The organism is Brevundimonas phoenicis, assembly GCF_047237745.1.
GTDB lineage: Bacteria > Pseudomonadota > Alphaproteobacteria > Caulobacterales > Caulobacteraceae > Brevundimonas.
The window spans coordinates 1,730,809-1,748,205 of record NZ_JBDFLN010000001.1; the positions used below are offsets into that span (position 1 = coordinate 1,730,809).

Genomic DNA, 17,397 nt, shown 5'->3' on the forward strand with positions numbered 1-17,397 from the left:
CTTCAGCTTCGCCAGTGCATTGTCGCTCCATCGACAACTCGATGACAGGAGAGACGCATGTCGAAGTTCTTCAAGGCGGGTCTGGCCGCCACCGCCATGTTCGCCGCTCTGGGTTCCGCCGCCGTGCCGATGAGCGCCGACGCCATGCCCCAGGCTAACGGCATCACCAATTGCGACGCCCCGGGCGGTCGCCAGCAGGCCGGCGCCGCCATCGGCGCCGTGCTGGGCGGTCTGGCCGGTAGCCAGGTGTCCAAGAATGAACGCGCCCTGGGGGCGGTGGTCGGCGCCGGCGCCGGCGCTGCGGCTGGCTCATACATCGGCTGTAATCAGCAGCGCGCGCGTTCGGCCAATCAGGCAGCCGCCAACTCGTACCGCGCTACCTCGAACCTGCGTATCCGCACGGGCCCGGGCGCCAACTACCGCCAGACCGGCAGCTTGTCGGCAGGCCAGCCCTTCACCGCCATCGGCTCGCAAGGCGAGTGGGTCCAGATCGCGGGCGGCGGTTGGGTGAACGCACACTACGTCGCGCCGAACTGATCGGCTTTCTCCCCGCACCGATCATAGCGAAGGCCGTCCCGAAAGGGGCGGCCTTTTTCGCGTCACTGACTGACCCAGAGGATGCGGGCTATCCATAGAATCTGGTCGCGTGCGAGGTGGCGCGGCGGGTAGTCGGGGTTCATGGAGGCTAGGACCACTTCACGAACGTTCATGGTCGCGATTTCCTTGGCCAGAGTTTCCCCTGTCCGGGTACGCAAGGCCACACGGTCGCCACGCCGGACTTCGGTAGCGTCCAGATCGACGATCACGCGGTCGCCGGGGCGATAGAGAGGGGTCATGGAATCGCCTTCGATCCGCAAGCTGAATAGGCTGTCCTTGCGTGTCGGAAGCTCGGTTTGTTCCCAGCCATCAGCCAGCGGCAGGCCTGCGTCGTCGAAAAAACCTTCATTCCCCGCTCGCGCCAGCCCGAGCATAGGGATCGGCAGGGCGGCGGGGCCTGGATCATCAGCCATGCCGGCAAATTCACCCAGGCTGAGACCTGTGGCCTGAAGCACTCGCATCAGACTCTCGGTGGACGGCCAGCGCGGGCGCGTCGGATCACCGCTAAACCGCTTTGACGGATTGAAACTTGTGGCGTCCAGGCCAGCGCGCCGCGCCAATCCGGAAGCGGACAGGCCTTCGCGACGAGCCAGGACGTCGATGGCGTTCCATATCTGCGCATGAGACAGAGGCATGGGGAATGATACCATGCCGGGATGTGGATAGGAATATTCGCCTATTCAGCCTCTTCGCCCACGGCTCGACGCTCTTGCCAAGCGAGGACTGCGCCAATCGTGATGGCGAGCATGATGCCGTATCCGGTCATGTTGACGACCGTATAGAAGGCCGAGATGGTAGGCTGCATCTTCAGGAAAACCATCACGTGGCTGGCTACCGCGAGTAGTTGCAAGGCGCTGGCCCATACCGGCCACGATCGCGGGGATTTCCAGACTAGGGCGACGAAAACGCCCAGAACGATAATGTCGATGATGAACACCGGCCACTGCATGGCTTCGTAGCCGACCATCATCTGAGCGAGAATCGACAGGAACCAGGCGACAAGCATGGTGCCGGCGCCGATCCGCTCGGGCCTACCGCCCTTGGTGAGCGCGAACAGCCCAGCCAAGAGCATAATGGATATGCCGACGTACTCGGATACGAAGCCGAACATAGAAACCCCCTCCGCTGTCCAGCGAAGGGGGTATCATGTCACCAAAGCGCCGAAGGCGCACCTAACTCTAGGTGTGAGTTAGATTAAATTCACGCAACCCGCAGGTGACCCATGGGGCGGCTGTCCCATTCGTCCGGCTTGGCCAGCGGACCAGCGGCGTAAGTGCCGTAGCCGAGACGGCGGTGATCCTTGGCCATTTCATTGTGGCAGGCGACGATAGCCTCGCGCGCGGCGCTCAGAGCGGCGATGGATTCCATGGCCTTGGTCTGAGAGGCCGATGCGGCCACGGCGGAAACGGACAGGGCCGAACGGGCGCCGATCATCGACTGCACCAGGGCGGTGGCCTGCACGATCGCGTCGTCGATCGCTTTCTCGGTAGCGTGCAAATCACCGGCGACGGCGGCGATCACTTCAGTGCGGTCCATAGCATACCCCTCATCAAATCTGCGAGGAGCAATAGTTAACACGCGTTAAGGCTGTTTGGTAGGAATTTGTTTACCATTGGTTACTTTACGCGTTTTGCGTGTGAACGCTCACTTCAGGTTGTGATCTCTTCGTCCAGTAGGAAGTGGGCGGTCAGGCTGGCGATTGGTTGGGCGTGGTTTTCCTGCCAGGCCTCGGCGATGACATGAGCGACCCTGCGCCCGGCGCGGTTGATGCGGGCGCGAGCGAAGACGTGGATGGGCTTGCCAGAGCGAAGGTAGGCCACGGTGACGTTTATCGGGCGGGGCAGCCGCAGCCGCGGATAGGTCAGTGAGACCTGGGCCATGGCGGTCATCTCCAACAGCGCGGCTGTAGAGCCGCCATGCAGGGCGGGCAGGAGAGGGTTGCCGATGAGTTTGTCGTCGAACGGCATGGTCACGGTGACTTCATCGCCGTTCACCTGCGTCTGCAGACCGAGGAAGCGCGCATAGGGCAGGCTGTCCAGCAGGAAGGCGGTCATGCGGCGTCCTTCGCGCGACGAGGTTTCAGGTTGGCGCCGGTGCGGCTGTCGCCTTCTGCACTGACCATGTAGGCGGATTGGGCGGCGGCGACAGGGTCGCTTGGGTCGTTTTCGAACGCCCAGGCGCGCACGAAGGCCAGATTGCGGGTCAGGCGATAGCAGCGGGCTTCAGCCAACAGGTCGCGCCCAGGTTGTGCGGCTCTCATGTAATCTACGCGCAGGTCCAGTGTCGCGATCGGGCGAAAAGCGTCCAGCGCCACCCAGACGGCCAGCCCGCCCGCATGATCGAGCAGGGTCGTCACCAAGCCGCCGGCCAGGACGCCAGTCTCGGGGTCGCCGACCAGGTCGGCGTGATAGGGAACGCGCATCCGAACGCGGTCGCCCTCAAGGCCTTCATAGGCAAAGCCCAGGGCGTGGGTGTGGGCGGCGCCGGAGGCCAGTTGCGGCAGTAGGGTGGTGAGGAACGAATCCGTCATCAAGGCGTCCTTCTATGAGCTCCGCCCTTGGTCGCCTGTCCGGCGCAGTCTTGTCCAGCCAACCTTGATCTGATGATGCGCCCTCAGGATCTTTTACGACCCACGCCCGCAGGCCTCTATTGTTCTCCTGGTGATTTCTACATCGACCCGGTGCGGCCGGTGGATCGGGCGGTGATCACCCACGGCCATTCCGACCATGCGCGCGCCGGGCACGGTGCGGTTCTGGCGACGACTGAGACCCTGGCGATAATGGCCGTGCGATACGGCATGGATTTCTCCGGGCGGAGGCAGGCTGTCGACTATGGAGAGACGACATCCGTCGGCGGCGTTGATGTGCGGCTGGTTCCGGCCGGGCATGTTCTGGGTTCTGCGCAGGTCGTTGTCAGCCGCAACGGTCTGATCATGACTGTGTCTGGCGACTACAAGCGGCGTCGCGATCCGACCTGCGTCCCGTTTGAACTGACGCCTTGCCATGTCTTTATTTCGGAGGCGACGTTCGGCCTTCCGGTTTTCGTTCATCCCCCCGACGCCGATGAGATCGACAGGCTGATGCGTTCACTGGCGCAGTTTCCGGACAGGGCGCATCTAATCGGCGCCTATGCCTTGGGTAAGGCGCAGCGCATTATTTGCCTGTTGCGCGAGAGGGGTTGGGAGCGGCCGATCTACGTTCATGGCGTGCTGGAGCGGTTGAACGAGCTCTATCAGGCGTCGGGTGTCGGTTTGGGGGCGCTGAGGCCAGCCACGGGTCTGAAACCTGGAGCTCTTGGCGGTGAGGTGGTCATTGCTCCGCCATCGGCAGTGCAGGACCGTTGGGCGCGCCGCTTTGCTGAGCCGATCATGGCTTTTGCTTCAGGTTGGATGGGCGTTCGGGCGCGAGCGCTTCAGCGCGGCGTGGAACTGCCGCTGGTGATTTCCGATCACGCCGACTGGCCGGAGCTGACCCGCACCTTCAACGAGATCGCACCTGAAGAAGTGTGGATCACCCATGGTCGGGAAGAGGGGCTGCTGCGCTGGTGTGAACTGGCGGGCGTCAAAGCGCGCGCCTTGCGCCTTGTGGGATATGACGAGGAGGGCGGAGGCGAAGGAAAGATTTCAGAAGCCTTGCCTGACTAAGGTCAGGCTGCGCCGCGGTCCTTGTGAGCGACCGCAGGTTCGGCAGGTTCCAGGGCTGTATTCATGGCCAGACGCAGGCGCTCGGGCTTGATCGGCTTTTCGACCACGGCGGCCATGCCCGCCGCCAGATAGGCTTTGGCGTCGTCAGGGTCCGCGTTTGCGGTAAGGGCGATGATGGGCAGACGGCCCGCTGCGCCGGGGAGGGCGCGGATGGCGCGCGTAGCCCCGACGCCGTCCAGGCGAGGCATCTTGATATCCATGAGGATCAGGTCGAAGGGGCGAGACTGAGCGGCCTCCACGGCCTCTTGACCGTCCTCAACGGTTTCGGAGGTGCAGCCGAACATTTCGCAAAGGGCCTGAGCCACCACGCGGTTGGTGGCGTTGTCGTCGGCGATCAGGACGTGCGGCTGGGCCTGCAGGTGCAGGTGATCCAGATTCGCTACGTTTGAGGGGGTCTCCTGCTCCATCAGGGCGATGGGAGCTTCCAGATCAAAAGCGAAGGTGGCGCCGCGACCGATGTTGTTTTCGGCCCGCAGCCGGCCGTCCATGCACTGGATCAGGCGTCCACTGACCATCAGGCCGAGATCGCAGGATTCCTCGGTGTTCTCATCCAGTCGCCGCATCTCGGCTGACCCGTCGTCACGGACGCGGGCTTCTATCAACACGCGATCGCCGTGAGCGAGAGCCTTGAGGCTGGCTTCCACCATGCCGTGACGGGTGTTGCCCAGGGCGGCGCTGATCAGATTGTTGAACACCTGCTTCAACCGGTCGGCGTCGATCATGGCCGCCAGTTCGGTGTCGCCTTCATAGCCGACCATCAGGGTCACGCTGTCCTGGGCGGCGCGGGGGGACCAGTGGGCCTGCAACTCGTCCATCAAGGTGCGAAGGGGCGTAGGGGCGGGCGACAACTGCAATTCGCCAGCCTCTGCGCGCGCCAGATCCAGTGCGTCACGCAGGTTGTCGAGCAGGTCTTCCGCCGATTCCATGATGGTGCGAGCGTGAGCCTTGGCCGCTTCGTTCAATGGCTGCCGGTGCAGCAACTCGGCGACGGCGAGAACTCCGTTCATGGAGGTGCTGAGTTCGCGATTGAGCAGGCCCATGAAGCGGCTTTTTTCACGTGCGGCGGTCTGCATTGCGCTGTCGGCGTCGGCTGCGGCGCGCGCCTGCTCGGCCAAATGCTGGTTTTCATGCTTTTGCAGCTTGTTGACGGCGCGCAGCAGGGCCACCGCCGTGCCGACGCCGCGATAGGCGCCGTTGCGAGTGACGATGAAGCCGCGCATCAAGGTGCCCGGTCCGCTTTTCAGGATGATGTCGGCGAAGGCGTCGATGCGGACGCCGGATTCCACTACCGCAGGCTCGGGGTCCATCAGGTGGGCGATTTCGCGACCGCCATACAGACTGGGGCCCAGCGGCCCCGCTAACTTCATCAGGAAGTCGCTGCGTTCGATCAGGCCGACGGGACGCTCGCCGTCCACAACGGCGATCACCAGGGTGTCCGGCTCGCGCTCGAAACGCGCGAATATCTCTCCTGTTTTTGCAGAAGGAGATACGGGCTCCGCCCGCTCGGTCAGCACTTCGATCGTCGGCATTCGGCCGGACTCCTACTGAGACCATTTTACATTCTTTGAAAATATTTGCTGAACGGTTAAGCGCGACCGCAGATTCTGCGACATGGCTTTCTTTTGCCGGGCGGGCCGGTCTGGCCTATGCTGTGTGACTACCTATCTTCCGATCCTGGAACGTCCTTGGATGCGCGCGGCTGACGGCCGACCGCAGGTTTGTCATGAACGAAATCCCCCCCAACGCATTAACTTCCGCCCTGGTCCTCTTCTCAGGCGGGCAGGACAGCGCCACCTGCCTGGCCTGGGCGCTGGAGCGTTTCGATCGGGTGGAGACTGTCGGTTTCGACTACGGCCAGCGTCATGCGGTCGAGATGCAGGCGCGCCAGTCCGTTCGCGAGGAACTGGTTAAGGCCTTGCCGCAGTGGGCCGAGCGTCTGGGGGACGATCATGTGGTCGATCTGACGGGCTTCGGCGCCATCGGCGAGACGGCGATGACGACCGAGCGCGCCATCGAGGCGGATGCGCGCGGCCTGCCCAATACCTTCGTGCCGGGTCGCAATCTGATCTTCCTGGTGGCGGCGGCCGCGCTGGCGGATCGCAGGGGGCTGGAAGTCCTGATCGGCGGCATGTGCGAGACCGACTACTCCGGCTATCCCGACTGTCGCCACGAAACGATCCAGGCGACAGCGCGCGCCCTGTCGCTGGGCCTGGACAAGTCTGTTCCGGTCGAGACGCCCCTGATGTTCCTGACCAAGGCCCAGACCTGGGAATTGGCGGATCAGATCGGCGGTCGCGCCCTGGTCAAGGCCATCATCGAGTTCAGCCACACCTGCTATCTGGGCGACCGGACGCATCGCCATGTCTGGGGTTATGGCTGCGGCGCTTGTCCGGCCTGTGAACTGCGCGCGGCCGGTTATGCGCAATGGGCGGCCGCATGACCTATTCGGCCAAGGAAGTCTTCCTGACGGTGCAGGGCGAGGGCGGACAGGCGGGGCGCCCCGCGGTCTTCCTGCGCTTTGCCGGATGCAATCTGTGGAGCGGGCTGGAGCGGGACCGTGCAACGGCGATTTGCACCTTCTGCGACACCGATTTCGTCGGGGTGAACGGCGACGGCGGCGGCAAGTTCAAGACCGCCGACCTGATGGCCGACCACGTCGCGGGGATGTGGCGCGGCCGCGAAGGCGATCCGAAACTGGTGGTCTGCACGGGCGGCGAGCCGCTGATGCAACTGGATGCGCCGCTGATCGACGCCCTGCACGCACGCGGATTCGAGATCGCCATCGAATCCAACGGCACCCTGACGGCGCCGGACGGCATCGACTGGATCTGCATCAGCCCCAAGGCCGCCGCCCCCGTGGTTCAGACCTCAGGACAGGAGCTGAAGCTGGTCTTTCCTCAGCCGCTGGCCATGCCCGACCGCTTCGAACATCTCGATTTCGAGCGGTTCTGGCTTCAGCCGATGGATGGCCCTGATCAGGTCGCCAACACCGCCGCCGCCATCGAATACTGCCTGACCCACCCGCAATGGCGGCTCAGCGTCCAGACGCATAAATACATCGGGGTGCGCTAGGGATCAGCAGGTTTTGCCCTGACGCTGTCTTTCTTTGCAGCGGCGTTGTTCGCGTTCGTATTCGCGCTGCTCGCGCTCGCGCTTGGCCTTGGTTTCCTCGTCCGAGGTGGTGACGGCGTCGAAGCCCGCGCCGACGGCGGCGCCCGTCACCTTGGCCGCGCCGCCGACCACGGCGGCTCCGGCGCCGACGACGGCGCCCGCGACGCAGCCCTGAAGCATCAGGGCGCCGGACAGGCAGAGGGCGAGGGCGGTGAGGCGCTGGATCATGACGGCACTCTGCCGCGCCGCCTGCCTTCTGTCAGTGCGCAAAAGAAAGGGAGCGCTCTTTCGAACGCCCCCTGTGATCTTTCGATCAGCGTAGTCTTACAGGCTGTCGACCATGACCAGTTCGGCGTCTTCGGCGGCCGTGATGGTGATGGTCAGCTCGTCGATGATGCCGGCGCCGTCGCGGGCGTTCAGCGTGGTTCCGTTGACGTCCACTCGGCCCACGGCGGGCACCAGATAGGCGCGACGCCCGGCGGCCAGGTCATAGGTCAGGCTCTCGCCCGCCTTCAGAGTCGCGGCCAGGATCTTGGCGTCGGCGTTGATCGACAGGGCCCGGTCCGCCGGATCGCCCGAGGCGACGACGGTGAAGCGGCCTGAGCGGTCGTTCTTGGGGAACTCCCGCTGGCCCCAGGACGGCTGGGCGCCCGGTTTGTCCGTCTCGATCCAGATCTGGAACAGGGTGGTCGTCTCGTCCTCGAGGTTGAACTCGGAGTGACGCACGCCGGTCCCTGCGCTCATCACCTGAACGTCGCCCGCGCCCGTACGGCCCTTGTTGCCCATCGAGTCCTCGTGCGTGATGGCGCCCGTGCGGACATAGGTGATGATCTCCATGTCGGCATGGGGGTGGGGCGGGAAGCCCGACCGGGCGCCGATCTCGTCGTCGTTCCAGACGCGCAGACGGCCCCAGCCCATGCGCTTGGGATCATAGTAGTTGGCGAACGAGAAGTGGTGCTTGGCGTTCAGCCAGCCGTGGTCGGCGCCGCCGAGGGTGTTGAAAGGTCTGACGTCGATCATGGTTCGGTCTCCCATCCGAGGAATGCTTGAGACCTAGATAGGATCGCCAAATCTTATTTGCAACTGTGTTTGTTTCCTATTGAGCGTCAGCCCATCTGCGCCCGGTGCCGCAGCTTGGCGTCGGCCAAGACGATGGCGGCCATGGCTTCGACGACCGGCACGCCGCGCAGGGCGACGCAGGGGTCGTGGCGGCCCTTGGTGCGCAGATCGACTTCGGCGCCGTCGCGGTTGATGGTCTGGCGCAGGGTCAGGATGGACGACGTGGGTTTGAACGCCACGCGGGCCGTCAACGGCTGGCCGGTGGAGATGCCGCCCAGGACGCCCCCCGCCTTGTTCGACAGGAAGATCGGCAGGCCGTCGTCGCCCAGGCGCATCTCGTCGGCGTTGTCCTCGCCCGACAGTTCGGCGGCGCCGAAGCCCGCGCCGATCTCGACGCCCTTGACGGCGTTGATGGACATCAGGCCCGCCGCCAGCTCGGCGTCCAGCTTGGCGTAGAGAGGCGCGCCCCAGCCGGCGGGGGCGCCCGTGACCTCCAGCGCCACGACGGCGCCGATGGAGGAGCCGGCCTTGCGCACGCCGTCCAGATAGGCCTCCCAGGCGGGAACCACGTCGGCCGAGGCGGCGAACAGGGCGTTGTCATAGACGGCGTCGAAGTCGATCGCCTCGTCGGCGATGCGGTGCGGTCCCAGCTGGACCACGCCGGCGCGGATGCGGATGCTGTCGCCGAGAACTTTGCGCGCCACGGCTCCCGCCGCGACGCGGCTGGCCGTTTCACGGGCCGAGGAGCGGCCGCCGCCGCGATGGTCGCGGATGCCGTACTTGGCCTGATAGGCATAATCGGCGTGGCCAGGGCGGAAGGCGCGGGCGATCTCGCCGTAATCCTTGGAACGCTGGTCGGTGTTCTCGATCATCAGACTGATCGGCGTGCCGGTCGTGACCGGGCCGTTTCCGTCGTCGAAGACGCCGGACAGGATGCGGACCTGATCCGCCTCCTGCCGCTGGGTGACGAAGCGGCTGCCGCCGGGTTTCCTCAGATCCAGCCAGGGCTGGATGTCGGCTTCGGTCAGCGGGATCAGCGGGGGGCAGCCGTCGACGACACAGCCGATGGCCGAGCCATGGCTTTCGCCCCAGGTGGTGATGCGGAACAGGTGGCCGAAGGTGTTGTGCGACATGATGGCGAGGCTTAAGCCGCCATCCGCTCCGGCGTCCAGACCCGAGTGAAGCGAAGCAGCATGTCTTCCGCCGCCGAGGGCAGGTCGTCGGACGGCGTCAGCTTGACGAACAGGTCGCCGGCGGCGCGCTTGCCTCGCGCGGGCAGGCCCAGGCCCGGAAGGCGCAGTCGGACCGGCTCTACCATGTCCGGCACCAGCCAGGCGGCCTGCGATCCGGCATGGGTGTCGATCTCGATTCGCCCGCCGTCGCGCATCAGGCGTGAGGCGATGGGCCAGTCCATGAACACGTCTGCACCCAGCACAGAAAGTCCGTCTGCTGGCCGGATAAGGACCGAGATCAGGTCGCGCGCGCCTTTCAGGCGGATGCGGTCCGCCGTCCGGACGCCAGGCGGAACGTGAACCAGCAGGCGTCGGCCAAACGCCGTGACGGCGACAGTGCCGCCGCTCAAGGCCTGCATGGGCGTCAACACGATCAGAGGCGGGGCGCTCGTTGGCGAAGGCGAACACGAAGCTTCGACTTTGCTCGCAGTACGAACCGGCGCGGGCAGGGAAGGGGTGTGGGCCTGAAGAAGGCGGTAAGCTGCGATCGTGCGCCTGAAATGATCGGCATCGCCTCCTGGATGATCGGGGTGGACGGACTTCACCGCAGCGCGAAACGCGGCGGTCAGAGCCGCCCCGGTCGCTGGTCCGTCCAGTCCCAGCAGACGTCGCGCTTCATGCGTGGAAAGACACAGCTCCGCATCCATGCGCCCAACTTGTGACAGCTGTGGTCAAGACGAGGTTAACCGTCTTCGCGAAGCTCTGATATGGAACGACGCGCACTAGCGGCGCTTTGTCCTATTGACATAGGAGTCATGTCAGCGGCGGATGACCGTCGCCTTACGTGGCGTTAGGAAGCCCTTTCATGAACCAGCCGGTGATCCCGCCCAGTCCGTCCGCCGATGACTACGCCTTCCAATTGGCGGCCAATGCGGATGATGCGATCTTCAACCGCGACGAGCCGATCGGTCTTTTTATCGAATGGTTGGAAGAGGCCAAGCGCAGTGAAGTGAACGACGCCAACGCCATGGCGCTGGCCACGGTCGATCCGGCGGGCCTGCCTGACGTGCGGATGGTTCTGCTCAAGGATGTCGATGATCGGGGTTTTACCTTCTTTTCCAATCAGGAAAGCGCGAAGGGCGAACAGCTTTGGGCGCACCCTTCGGCCGCTCTGCTTTTTCATTGGAAAAGCCTGCGCCGTCAGGTCCGTATCCGCGGTGCGGTCGAGCCTGTGAGCCTGGATGAGGCGAACGTTTATTTCGCCAGTCGCGCGCGTGAGAGCCGTATCGGCGCCTGGGCGTCGGATCAGTCGCGACCGTTGAGCGACCGCGAGGCGCTGGAGGCGCGGGTCGCAGAGCAGACGGCGCGATTCGAGGGCCAGGACGTACCGCGCCCCGATCGTTGGACCGGATGGCGGGTTCGTCCCGAACAAATCGAGTTCTGGCGCGATCGGCCGTTCCGTCTGCATGACCGTTTGCGTTTTGACCGCGATCATGCCGCCTGGGTTACGAAGCGTCTCTGGCCGTAAGGTCTGACGGTCAGGCTTGATAGCGCGCCAGGAAGGTCTCGACCGCGTCGGCGGCGATGTCCGCCGGCGTGCGCTGGGCGATGACCTGGCCGCCTGTCACCATGGGCACGAAGAAGATGGGATGTTCGACCATGCCCATTAGCTGCCCAGCGGCCCAGGACGCCTTTTCGAACTTCAGTTCGCCATCGGTCTGCATGTCATTGAGCGCTTTGATCAATAGTGCGCCGAAGTCGCGCTTGGCCTTGTCGAAGAAGCCGATGGCGATGTCTTCGAAGCGCGATCGCTCGGCCATGACCAGGCGGAATATAGCCTGAACGAAGGCGTCGCTCATGAACTCGGCATAGGTCGTGAGGAAGCCTTGAAGACGTTCTCGAGGAGCCCCTGCATAGTTCTTGACGGCCGACATCCGCGTGGAGAAATCGGTCGCAGCTTCATCGATTACCGCCGCGAAGAGAGCGGCCTTATTCTCAAACATGGCGTAGAGCGTGGCCGTTGATACGCCGGCTTCGCGCGCAATGGGCTCCATCCGTGTGCCGACATAGCCTTCGGACACAAAATGTAGCCGCGCCTGACGCACCAGGGCCGTGCGTCGGGGGTCGTCTATGTCAGCAATCAGAGCGGTCATGGCGTTCACCAGCCTTTCGCCGGACAGTGCCTTTAAAACGCCTTAATTGCAATGGGATCGTTGTTCGCTGCGAATGAAAATCACCTGCTGAGCCAAGGTTCTAGCAGCGGGTGCGCAAGGACAGGCGCAGCCAGACGAACGACGGCTTGGGGGTCTTCGAGACGCACTGCGGCGGTTGCGTCGGCCACTATGAAGTCGGCATGAACCCGGGAGGGTTCGGTCAAACGTTCATGTCCTGGCCGCACGGTTCCCAGATACTGCTGGATAACCGATTCGGCCGTTCGGCCACGCTCGATCTGGTCGCGTAGAAGGCGGCGGATGAAGCGGATGTCTGCAGGCGTATCGACGAAGACCTTGATGTCGAACAGGGCGCTCAAGGCCGACGTGCACAGCAGGTGCGTTCCTTCGACGATTACGACATCGGTCGCGGTTACTGGCTCGCCCTGAGGTTCACGTCCGTGATGAATGAAGGAATAGACGGGCGCTGTGATCGCGCGGCCGCTCTTCAGGGCGCTCAGGTCTGCGATCAGCAGATCGTGATCACGCGCCGCCACGTCGTCAAAGTCGTGGGTCGCCGCGTCGAAGCCCGGGACCGAAGCTGCGTCCAGATAATAGGCGTCTTCGCGCAGCAGGGTGGCGACGCCCTCAGGAAGAGAAGAAACAAGGGCTTCCGCCAGGGTGCTCTTGCCCGAACCGGAGCCGCCGGTGATCGCGATCAGAATGGTCATGGCGCGCTCATTCACCCAGACGTCGCATGACGCAAGCCCGACAGCGGTTTGAAATGGCAATCTGTCGCGGCCAGCCTTCCCTTGCGTCACGTTGCCTGTGGCGGTTCTCCTGTCTTAGCGTGGGCGCAAGCGCTGCTTCCAATCAGGCGCACAGACGAGGGAAACGCCGAATGCTGGGTATGATGCAGGACTGGCCGCTGACGGTCGACAAGATCCTCGATCACGCGAAGAACTGGCATGGGCAGCGCGAGGTCGTCACGCGTTCGGTCGAAGGGCCGATCGTCCGCACCACCTACGCCGCCATCCATGAGCGGGCGCGTCGCGTGTCGAACGCCCTGCTGGCCTGGGGGATCAAGCCGGGCGACCGGGTCGCGACGTTGGCCTGGAACACCGCCAACCATATCGAGACCTGGTACGGCATTATGGGGATAGGGGCCGTGTGCCACACCCTGAACCCGCGCCTGTTCCCGGAACAACTGGCCTACATCATCAATCACGCCGAAGACCGGATCATCTTCACCGATCTGACCTTCGTGCCGCTGCTGGAAGCCATTCTGCCGCATTGCCCGTCGGTCGAGCGCGTCATTGTCATGACCGACGCCGCTCACATGCCTCAGGCCAAGCTGCCGAAGGCCGAAGCCTATGAGACGGTGCTGGAGCAGTCTTCGAGCGACGTGACCTGGGGCGGCTTTGACGAGCAGACGGCTTGCGGCCTCTGCTACACCTCGGGCACGACGGGCAATCCGAAGGGCGTGCTGTATTCGCACCGCTCCAACTTCATCCATACGCTGCTGGGGATGCAGGCGACGGTCGTCGGGGGTACGCCCAGCGAAGTCATTCTGCCCGTGGTGCCGATGTTCCACGCCAACGCCTGGGGCATCGCCTTCGTCGGCCCAGCGGCGGGCTCCAAGCTGGTCATGCCGGGCGCTAAGATGGACGGCGCTTCCATCTATGAACTGATTGAGACCGAGGGCGTCACCTTCTCGGCCGCCGTACCGACCGTGTGGCAGGGCCTGTTCGGTCACATGGTGGAGAACAACCTCAACTTCTCAACGCTCAAGAAGGTGCTGATCGGCGGCTCAGCCTGTCCTGAAGCCCTGATCCGAGGTTTCCAGGACAGGTTCGGCGTCGAAGTGGTTCATGCTTGGGGCATGACCGAGACGTCGCCCATCGGCACCATCGCCAATCTGACGCCTGAGCTGAAGGCGCTGCCGTATGACGAGCAGATGGCTTGGCGCATGAAGCAGGGCACGCCGCCGCTGGGCGTCGAGCTGAAGATCAAGAACTATGGCGGCCAGGAAATGCCGCACGACGGCAAGACCTTCGGCCGGGTCATGGTCAAGGGACCGACCATCGCCGGCGCCTATTTCAAGGGCGAGGGCGGCGATATCCTGGATCACGAAGGCTTCTTCGACACGGGCGATATCGCCAGCGTCGATTCTCACGGCTTCATGCAGATCACTGACCGCGCCAAGGACGTTATCAAGTCGGGCGGGGAGTGGATCAGCTCTATCGATATCGAGAACATCGCCGTCGGCCACCCCAAGGTCGCCCTGGCCGCCGTCATCGGCGCAGCACACCCCAAGTGGGACGAGCGGCCGGTGCTGCTGGTCAAGCTCAAGGAGGGGGAGGCCGAGGACAAGCAGGAACACCTCGACTTCCTGAAGGGCAAGATCGCCAAGTGGTGGATGCCGGACGACGTCGTCTTCGTCGATGACATTCCTCTGGGCGCCACGGGCAAGATCGATAAGAAGACGCTGCGCGAGCGGATGAAGGGTTACCAGCTACCCGCCACCGGCTGATCGCGACGGAGGACGCCATGTCGAATACGCGCCCCAAAGGGCAGGGTTTGGCCAAGCTGCTGCTTTTGACGGCGCTTCTGGCGCCGAGTTTGCTGTTGGTCGCGGTTTTGGGAACGGTGCTGGGGCTGTGGAGCGCAGATTTCGGCATGGGCGTGCTGGCGCTGAAAGCCGGTCGCGTTCTGGCCTATCTGGGTTTGGCTGGAGCCTTGATTGCGTGCCTGCTGGCGTTTCGAGAGCGGCGACTGCTGGGAATCGCCGGCGTGGCTCTGTTGTTCGCCGCGGTGACGCTCGGCGGGTACCTTGTACAGGAGCGCCGCTTTACCGACGCGCCCCGCGATGTGGCGACCGATTTGTCCGACCCGCCCGTCTTCGCGCGCGTCCTGGCGGCGGAGCGTCGCTTGGCCGGTGTGTCTGAAAGTCGGCCCCAGGCTTGTGAGGGCCTGGGCTCCGCGCCGACACAGGTCGCGTCCGAGACGGCCGCCTGGGCATTGGAGAAGGCCGGTTTCACGGTTCTTGGCACGGCGCCGTTCCGGGTGGATGGACGCAAGGAAGGCGCATGGTTCGGTCTGACGCATGACGTCACTGTTCGAATTCGTCCTGGCCGCACTGATGTGCGCGTCGCGGGCCGTGACAACCTTCAGGTCGGCGATGAGGCCTGCCGCCTCGCTAAGGCCGTGGTTGCGGAGTTGACGCCTTGAACCGTCAGAAAGCCGGGTCGGCCAGCCGCCAGGTCGAGCCCAGGTCCGGCCCAGGCGAAGCTTGAACCCGGCCTTCCTTCAGAAGTTTGATCAGGTGCGCCAGCACCGAAAGACTGGCGGCGGGCCACAGGCGCTGATCGACGGCGGCGTAGAGGACCGGAACCATGGCGGAGATCAGTCGATCTCCTGCTTCCAGGCGGGCCATGATCTGGGCTTCGCGTTCCAGACGGTGCGCGCGGTAGGCTTTCAGGAACGGCGCAACCTGGGTGATCGCTGGGCCGTGCGTAGGCCATATTGTCGAGAATCCGCGCGCCAGCACTGCGTCGAGGCTCTGCATATAGGCCGTCATGTCGCCATCGGGCGGGGCCACGACAGTCGTCGACCAGCCCATGATGTGGTCGCCGCTGAACAGGGCGTTTTCGTTCCGCAGGACAAAAGCCATGTGGTTCGAGGCGTGACCGGGTGTCGCCATGGCCTCCAGCGTCCAGCCGTCGCCCTCGATCCGCTCGCCGCCCTTCAGAACGATATCAGGATGGAAGTCTGCGTCCTCGTCCTCATCCAGGTCGCCGTCTGAGGCGTGAACCGTCCGCAGGGGCGGCTGCATGGCCAGAATCGGCGGATGCCCGACCGCTTCGGCGAACGGGCGAGCGAGGGGGGCGTGGTCACGGTGCGTGTGCGTGACCAGAACATGGCTGACTCGCCGCCCTGCGACGGCCCGCATCAGACTGTGCAGATGGGCGTCATCGAGGGGGCCGGGATCAATGACGGCCACTGCCGCGCCCGGTCGATCCCGCCCGACGATGTAGGTTCCTGTGCCAGTGAAGGTGAATGGTCCCGGGTTGTCCGCAATCACGCGCTGGATCAGCGACGAGACCTGATCTCGCCGGCCATAGGTGAAATCGAACTGGCGAACGTAGGGGATCATGGCGGTTCTCAGAGCGGTAAACGACTGAGATCGTACCCGGCGTCCAGGGCGAGCTGGCGAAGGGATGCCGCGTCTTCGCCCTTGAACCGTCGCGCAAGAGCCCAGGCCGCCGCTGAGCGCATGCCGGATCGGCAGAACATCAGGACGGGGCCGGTTGCTTCCAGCGCCTGCGCGACGCGCTGGACAGCATCGGCGTTCGGCATTCCGCTGACGGGGGCCCAGACATATTCGAGGCCCGTCGCTTCGGCTGCCGCCTGGATCTCTTCGCTTGTAGGTTGGCCCGGCTCCTCGTGGTCGGGGCGGTTGTTGATCACTTGCTTCAGGCCGAGGGTCTCCGCCAATTCGGCCAAGGCCGAAGGAGCGATCTGAGCGGAAATCCAGACGTCGGTCGTAAGGCGCGAGGGCGATGTCACTGTCTTCTCACTCTAATGGCGCGGGCGTCGCCCACATTTAGGAAATAGCTGCCAAAGGCCGCGCGGCGGACTCGCACTGGAACGCCGGTCTGGACACGAAGGCGCGGTGATTCATTGTCTATTTGTTTCCATTCGCTGTCGTCCGCTAGATAGAATGTCCATTGTCCGTGAGCATCTCTAGAGGCGCGGTTCAGTACCGTTTGTATTGAAGTCACCTCTTCCGACTCGCTCCCTCCGCCAAAGATGGAGGGCAATGCGGCGCCGCTGAAGCCAAACAGTTGACGACGGGCTTGCTGGATTTGCGCCCGATCCACGACGGTCAAGTCTCCACGTTCATGGGCCAGAAGCATGCGGCTTGCTGTTTGGTCAAAACAGGCCAAACGCGCTGTGTTGTCTGCAACGCTTCGACATGCTGCGAGTTCGGCCATCAACTCTGTGCGCTCTTGGGCAAAAGAATTGCCGGAAATCGCTAAATTAAGAAAAATAATTGCAGCTATGCCGAGAATTGACTTCTGGATTAATTTCGTAACAAGCGGCTTCATGGAGGTTTGTTCCTGTCAAAAATATGACTGACGAGTCGTCAATTACGGCCGACTACAATTAGCGTGGCGATTTTGCGACACAAGTAAGGCTCAATCGTTGCGTTCTAGTAATAATCCTAGGATTCGTTCGACTTGGGTGGTTATGAAGGGTGCAGTCATTCGTTTCGAATCTCCTGATACGGGGGCGAGCGGGGTGGCGGCGCAGGCAGATGACGCGAAATCGTCGTTGGGGGCCGTGCGCAACATAGGAGGACTTATGTTGAAGATTCAGATGAAGCGTGAGCGTCTGCTTGCGTCGACATTTATTGCGGGGCTGGCTTTTGCAGGTGTTGCGGCGCCAGCGATGGCCCAAAGCACCCCGGCCACGCAGAGTGGCGAACCGGCCAGCCAGGTGTCCGACGTCGTCGTGACCGGCTCGCGTATTGTCCGTCAGGACTATGACGCTCCGAGCCCCGTTGACGTGCCCCTGAGAATTTCCTCCACGCGGAGCTAGA

23 protein-coding genes are annotated in these 17,397 nt (G+C 63.8%); 8 read left to right on the top strand and 15 right to left on the bottom strand.

The features are described from left to right. Window positions 1–57 precede the first annotated feature (57 nt). A complete protein-coding gene (locus ABC419_RS08520; RefSeq protein WP_412877727.1) occupies window positions 58–537 on the top strand; it encodes an SH3 domain-containing protein in 480 nt (159 codons plus the stop codon). Window positions 538–599: 62 nt separating this feature from the next. Here the strand turns inward: ABC419_RS08520 and ABC419_RS08525 are convergent, their stop codons facing one another. From ABC419_RS08525 to ABC419_RS08545, 5 genes are all read right to left on the bottom strand, one after another. Then, complete coding sequence (locus ABC419_RS08525) at window positions 600–1,232, bottom strand: S24 family peptidase (RefSeq protein WP_412877726.1); 633 nt, start codon at window positions 1,230–1,232, stop codon at window positions 600–602. A gap of 41 nt (window positions 1,233–1,273) precedes the next feature. Continuing rightward, window positions 1,274–1,708 (bottom strand): hypothetical protein, encoded by a 435-nt coding sequence (locus ABC419_RS08530; protein ID WP_125899887.1) that lies wholly within the window; start codon window positions 1,706–1,708, stop codon window positions 1,274–1,276. Between the two features lie 89 nt (window positions 1,709–1,797). Beyond that, window positions 1,798–2,133, bottom strand: a complete 336-nt coding sequence (locus ABC419_RS08535; RefSeq protein ID WP_200167545.1) for a hypothetical protein — start codon at window positions 2,131–2,133, stop codon at window positions 1,798–1,800. A gap of 113 nt (window positions 2,134–2,246) precedes the next feature. Further along, window positions 2,247–2,651 carry a PaaI family thioesterase gene (locus tag ABC419_RS08540; RefSeq protein WP_200167546.1) on the bottom strand — a complete coding sequence of 135 codons (405 nt, stop codon included), beginning with the start codon at window positions 2,649–2,651 and terminating at the stop codon, window positions 2,247–2,249. Further along, complete coding sequence (locus ABC419_RS08545) at window positions 2,648–3,127, bottom strand: PaaI family thioesterase (protein ID WP_412877725.1); 480 nt, start codon at window positions 3,125–3,127, stop codon at window positions 2,648–2,650. Before ABC419_RS08545 ends, ABC419_RS08540 begins: the two co-directional genes overlap by 4 nt. A gap of 72 nt (window positions 3,128–3,199) precedes the next feature. Here ABC419_RS08545 and ABC419_RS08550 point away from each other — a divergent pair, with 72 nt between their 5' ends. Next, window positions 3,200–4,240, top strand: a complete 1,041-nt coding sequence (locus tag ABC419_RS08550) for a ligase-associated DNA damage response exonuclease (protein WP_412878019.1) — start codon at window positions 3,200–3,202, stop codon at window positions 4,238–4,240. A 2-nt stretch (window positions 4,241–4,242) separates the two neighbouring features. On the opposite strand, the gene ABC419_RS08555 is transcribed toward ABC419_RS08550, so the two are convergent. Next, the gene (locus ABC419_RS08555) at window positions 4,243–5,829 is read right to left on the bottom strand and encodes a response regulator (protein WP_412877724.1); all 1,587 of its coding nucleotides are present in this window, start codon (window positions 5,827–5,829) and stop codon (window positions 4,243–4,245) included. A gap of 203 nt (window positions 5,830–6,032) precedes the next feature. Between ABC419_RS08555 and queC the strand changes: the two genes are divergently transcribed. Further along, complete coding sequence (gene queC / locus ABC419_RS08560; protein WP_412878018.1) at window positions 6,033–6,740, top strand: 7-cyano-7-deazaguanine synthase QueC; 708 nt, start codon at window positions 6,033–6,035, stop codon at window positions 6,738–6,740. Beyond that, on the top strand, window positions 6,737–7,372 hold the full coding sequence (gene queE / locus ABC419_RS08565; protein ID WP_200167553.1) for a 7-carboxy-7-deazaguanine synthase: 636 nt from the start codon (window positions 6,737–6,739) through the stop codon (window positions 7,370–7,372). Before queC ends, queE begins: the two co-directional genes overlap by 4 nt. A gap of 3 nt (window positions 7,373–7,375) precedes the next feature. Here queE and ABC419_RS08570 read toward each other — a convergent pair whose 3' ends face one another. From ABC419_RS08570 to ABC419_RS08585, 4 genes are all read right to left on the bottom strand, one after another. Further along, complete coding sequence (locus tag ABC419_RS08570) at window positions 7,376–7,639, bottom strand: hypothetical protein (RefSeq protein WP_200167555.1); 264 nt, start codon at window positions 7,637–7,639, stop codon at window positions 7,376–7,378. Window positions 7,640–7,735: 96 nt separating this feature from the next. After that, window positions 7,736–8,431: a pirin family protein gene (locus ABC419_RS08575; protein WP_412877723.1), complete on the bottom strand. Its 696-nt coding sequence runs from the start codon at window positions 8,429–8,431 to the stop codon at window positions 7,736–7,738. Window positions 8,432–8,517: 86 nt separating this feature from the next. Next, window positions 8,518–9,603 (bottom strand): chorismate synthase, encoded by a 1,086-nt coding sequence (gene aroC / locus ABC419_RS08580; protein WP_412877722.1) that lies wholly within the window; start codon window positions 9,601–9,603, stop codon window positions 8,518–8,520. 11 nt (window positions 9,604–9,614) lie between these two features. Beyond that, entirely contained in the window at window positions 9,615–10,061 is a 447-nt protein-coding gene (locus ABC419_RS08585) for a DnaJ C-terminal domain-containing protein (protein WP_243637546.1), read from the bottom strand. Between the two features lie 446 nt (window positions 10,062–10,507). Here ABC419_RS08585 and pdxH point away from each other — a divergent pair, with 446 nt between their 5' ends. Further along, complete coding sequence (gene pdxH, locus ABC419_RS08590; RefSeq protein WP_412877721.1) at window positions 10,508–11,170, top strand: pyridoxamine 5'-phosphate oxidase; 663 nt, start codon at window positions 10,508–10,510, stop codon at window positions 11,168–11,170. Between the two features lie 10 nt (window positions 11,171–11,180). Here the strand turns inward: pdxH and ABC419_RS08595 are convergent, their stop codons facing one another. After that, the gene (locus ABC419_RS08595) at window positions 11,181–11,795 is read right to left on the bottom strand and encodes a TetR/AcrR family transcriptional regulator (protein ID WP_200167653.1); all 615 of its coding nucleotides are present in this window, start codon (window positions 11,793–11,795) and stop codon (window positions 11,181–11,183) included. An 80-nt stretch (window positions 11,796–11,875) separates the two neighbouring features. Then, window positions 11,876–12,613: a uridine kinase gene (udk, locus tag ABC419_RS08600; protein WP_412878772.1), complete on the bottom strand. Its 738-nt coding sequence runs from the start codon at window positions 12,611–12,613 to the stop codon at window positions 11,876–11,878. 80 nt (window positions 12,614–12,693) lie between these two features. On the opposite strand from udk, the gene ABC419_RS08605 reads away from it, so the two are divergent. Both ABC419_RS08605 and ABC419_RS08610 read left to right on the top strand, forming a co-directional pair. Then, the gene (locus tag ABC419_RS08605; protein ID WP_412877719.1) at window positions 12,694–14,325 is read left to right on the top strand and encodes a long-chain-fatty-acid--CoA ligase; all 1,632 of its coding nucleotides are present in this window, start codon (window positions 12,694–12,696) and stop codon (window positions 14,323–14,325) included. Window positions 14,326–14,372: 47 nt separating this feature from the next. Further along, window positions 14,373–15,023 (top strand): DUF1499 domain-containing protein, encoded by a 651-nt coding sequence (locus tag ABC419_RS08610; RefSeq protein WP_412877718.1) that lies wholly within the window; start codon window positions 14,373–14,375, stop codon window positions 15,021–15,023. Between the two features lie 4 nt (window positions 15,024–15,027). Here the strand turns inward: ABC419_RS08610 and ABC419_RS08615 are convergent, their stop codons facing one another. The 3 genes from ABC419_RS08615 to ABC419_RS08625 are packed head-to-tail and all read right to left on the bottom strand — an operon-like array spanning window position 15,028 to window position 16,903. Next, a complete protein-coding gene (locus ABC419_RS08615; protein ID WP_412877717.1) occupies window positions 15,028–15,948 on the bottom strand; it encodes an MBL fold metallo-hydrolase in 921 nt (306 codons plus the stop codon). A gap of 8 nt (window positions 15,949–15,956) precedes the next feature. Then, window positions 15,957–16,361, bottom strand: a complete 405-nt coding sequence (locus ABC419_RS08620; protein ID WP_412877716.1) for a protein tyrosine phosphatase family protein — start codon at window positions 16,359–16,361, stop codon at window positions 15,957–15,959. After that, window positions 16,358–16,903: a hypothetical protein gene (locus tag ABC419_RS08625; RefSeq protein WP_412877715.1), complete on the bottom strand. Its 546-nt coding sequence runs from the start codon at window positions 16,901–16,903 to the stop codon at window positions 16,358–16,360. Before ABC419_RS08625 ends, ABC419_RS08620 begins: the two co-directional genes overlap by 4 nt. Before the next feature lie 256 nt (window positions 16,904–17,159). Between ABC419_RS08625 and ABC419_RS08630 the strand changes: the two genes are divergently transcribed. Continuing rightward, window positions 17,160–17,396: a hypothetical protein gene (locus tag ABC419_RS08630; protein WP_412877714.1), complete on the top strand. Its 237-nt coding sequence runs from the start codon at window positions 17,160–17,162 to the stop codon at window positions 17,394–17,396. Window position 17,397: the final 1 nt, after the last annotated feature.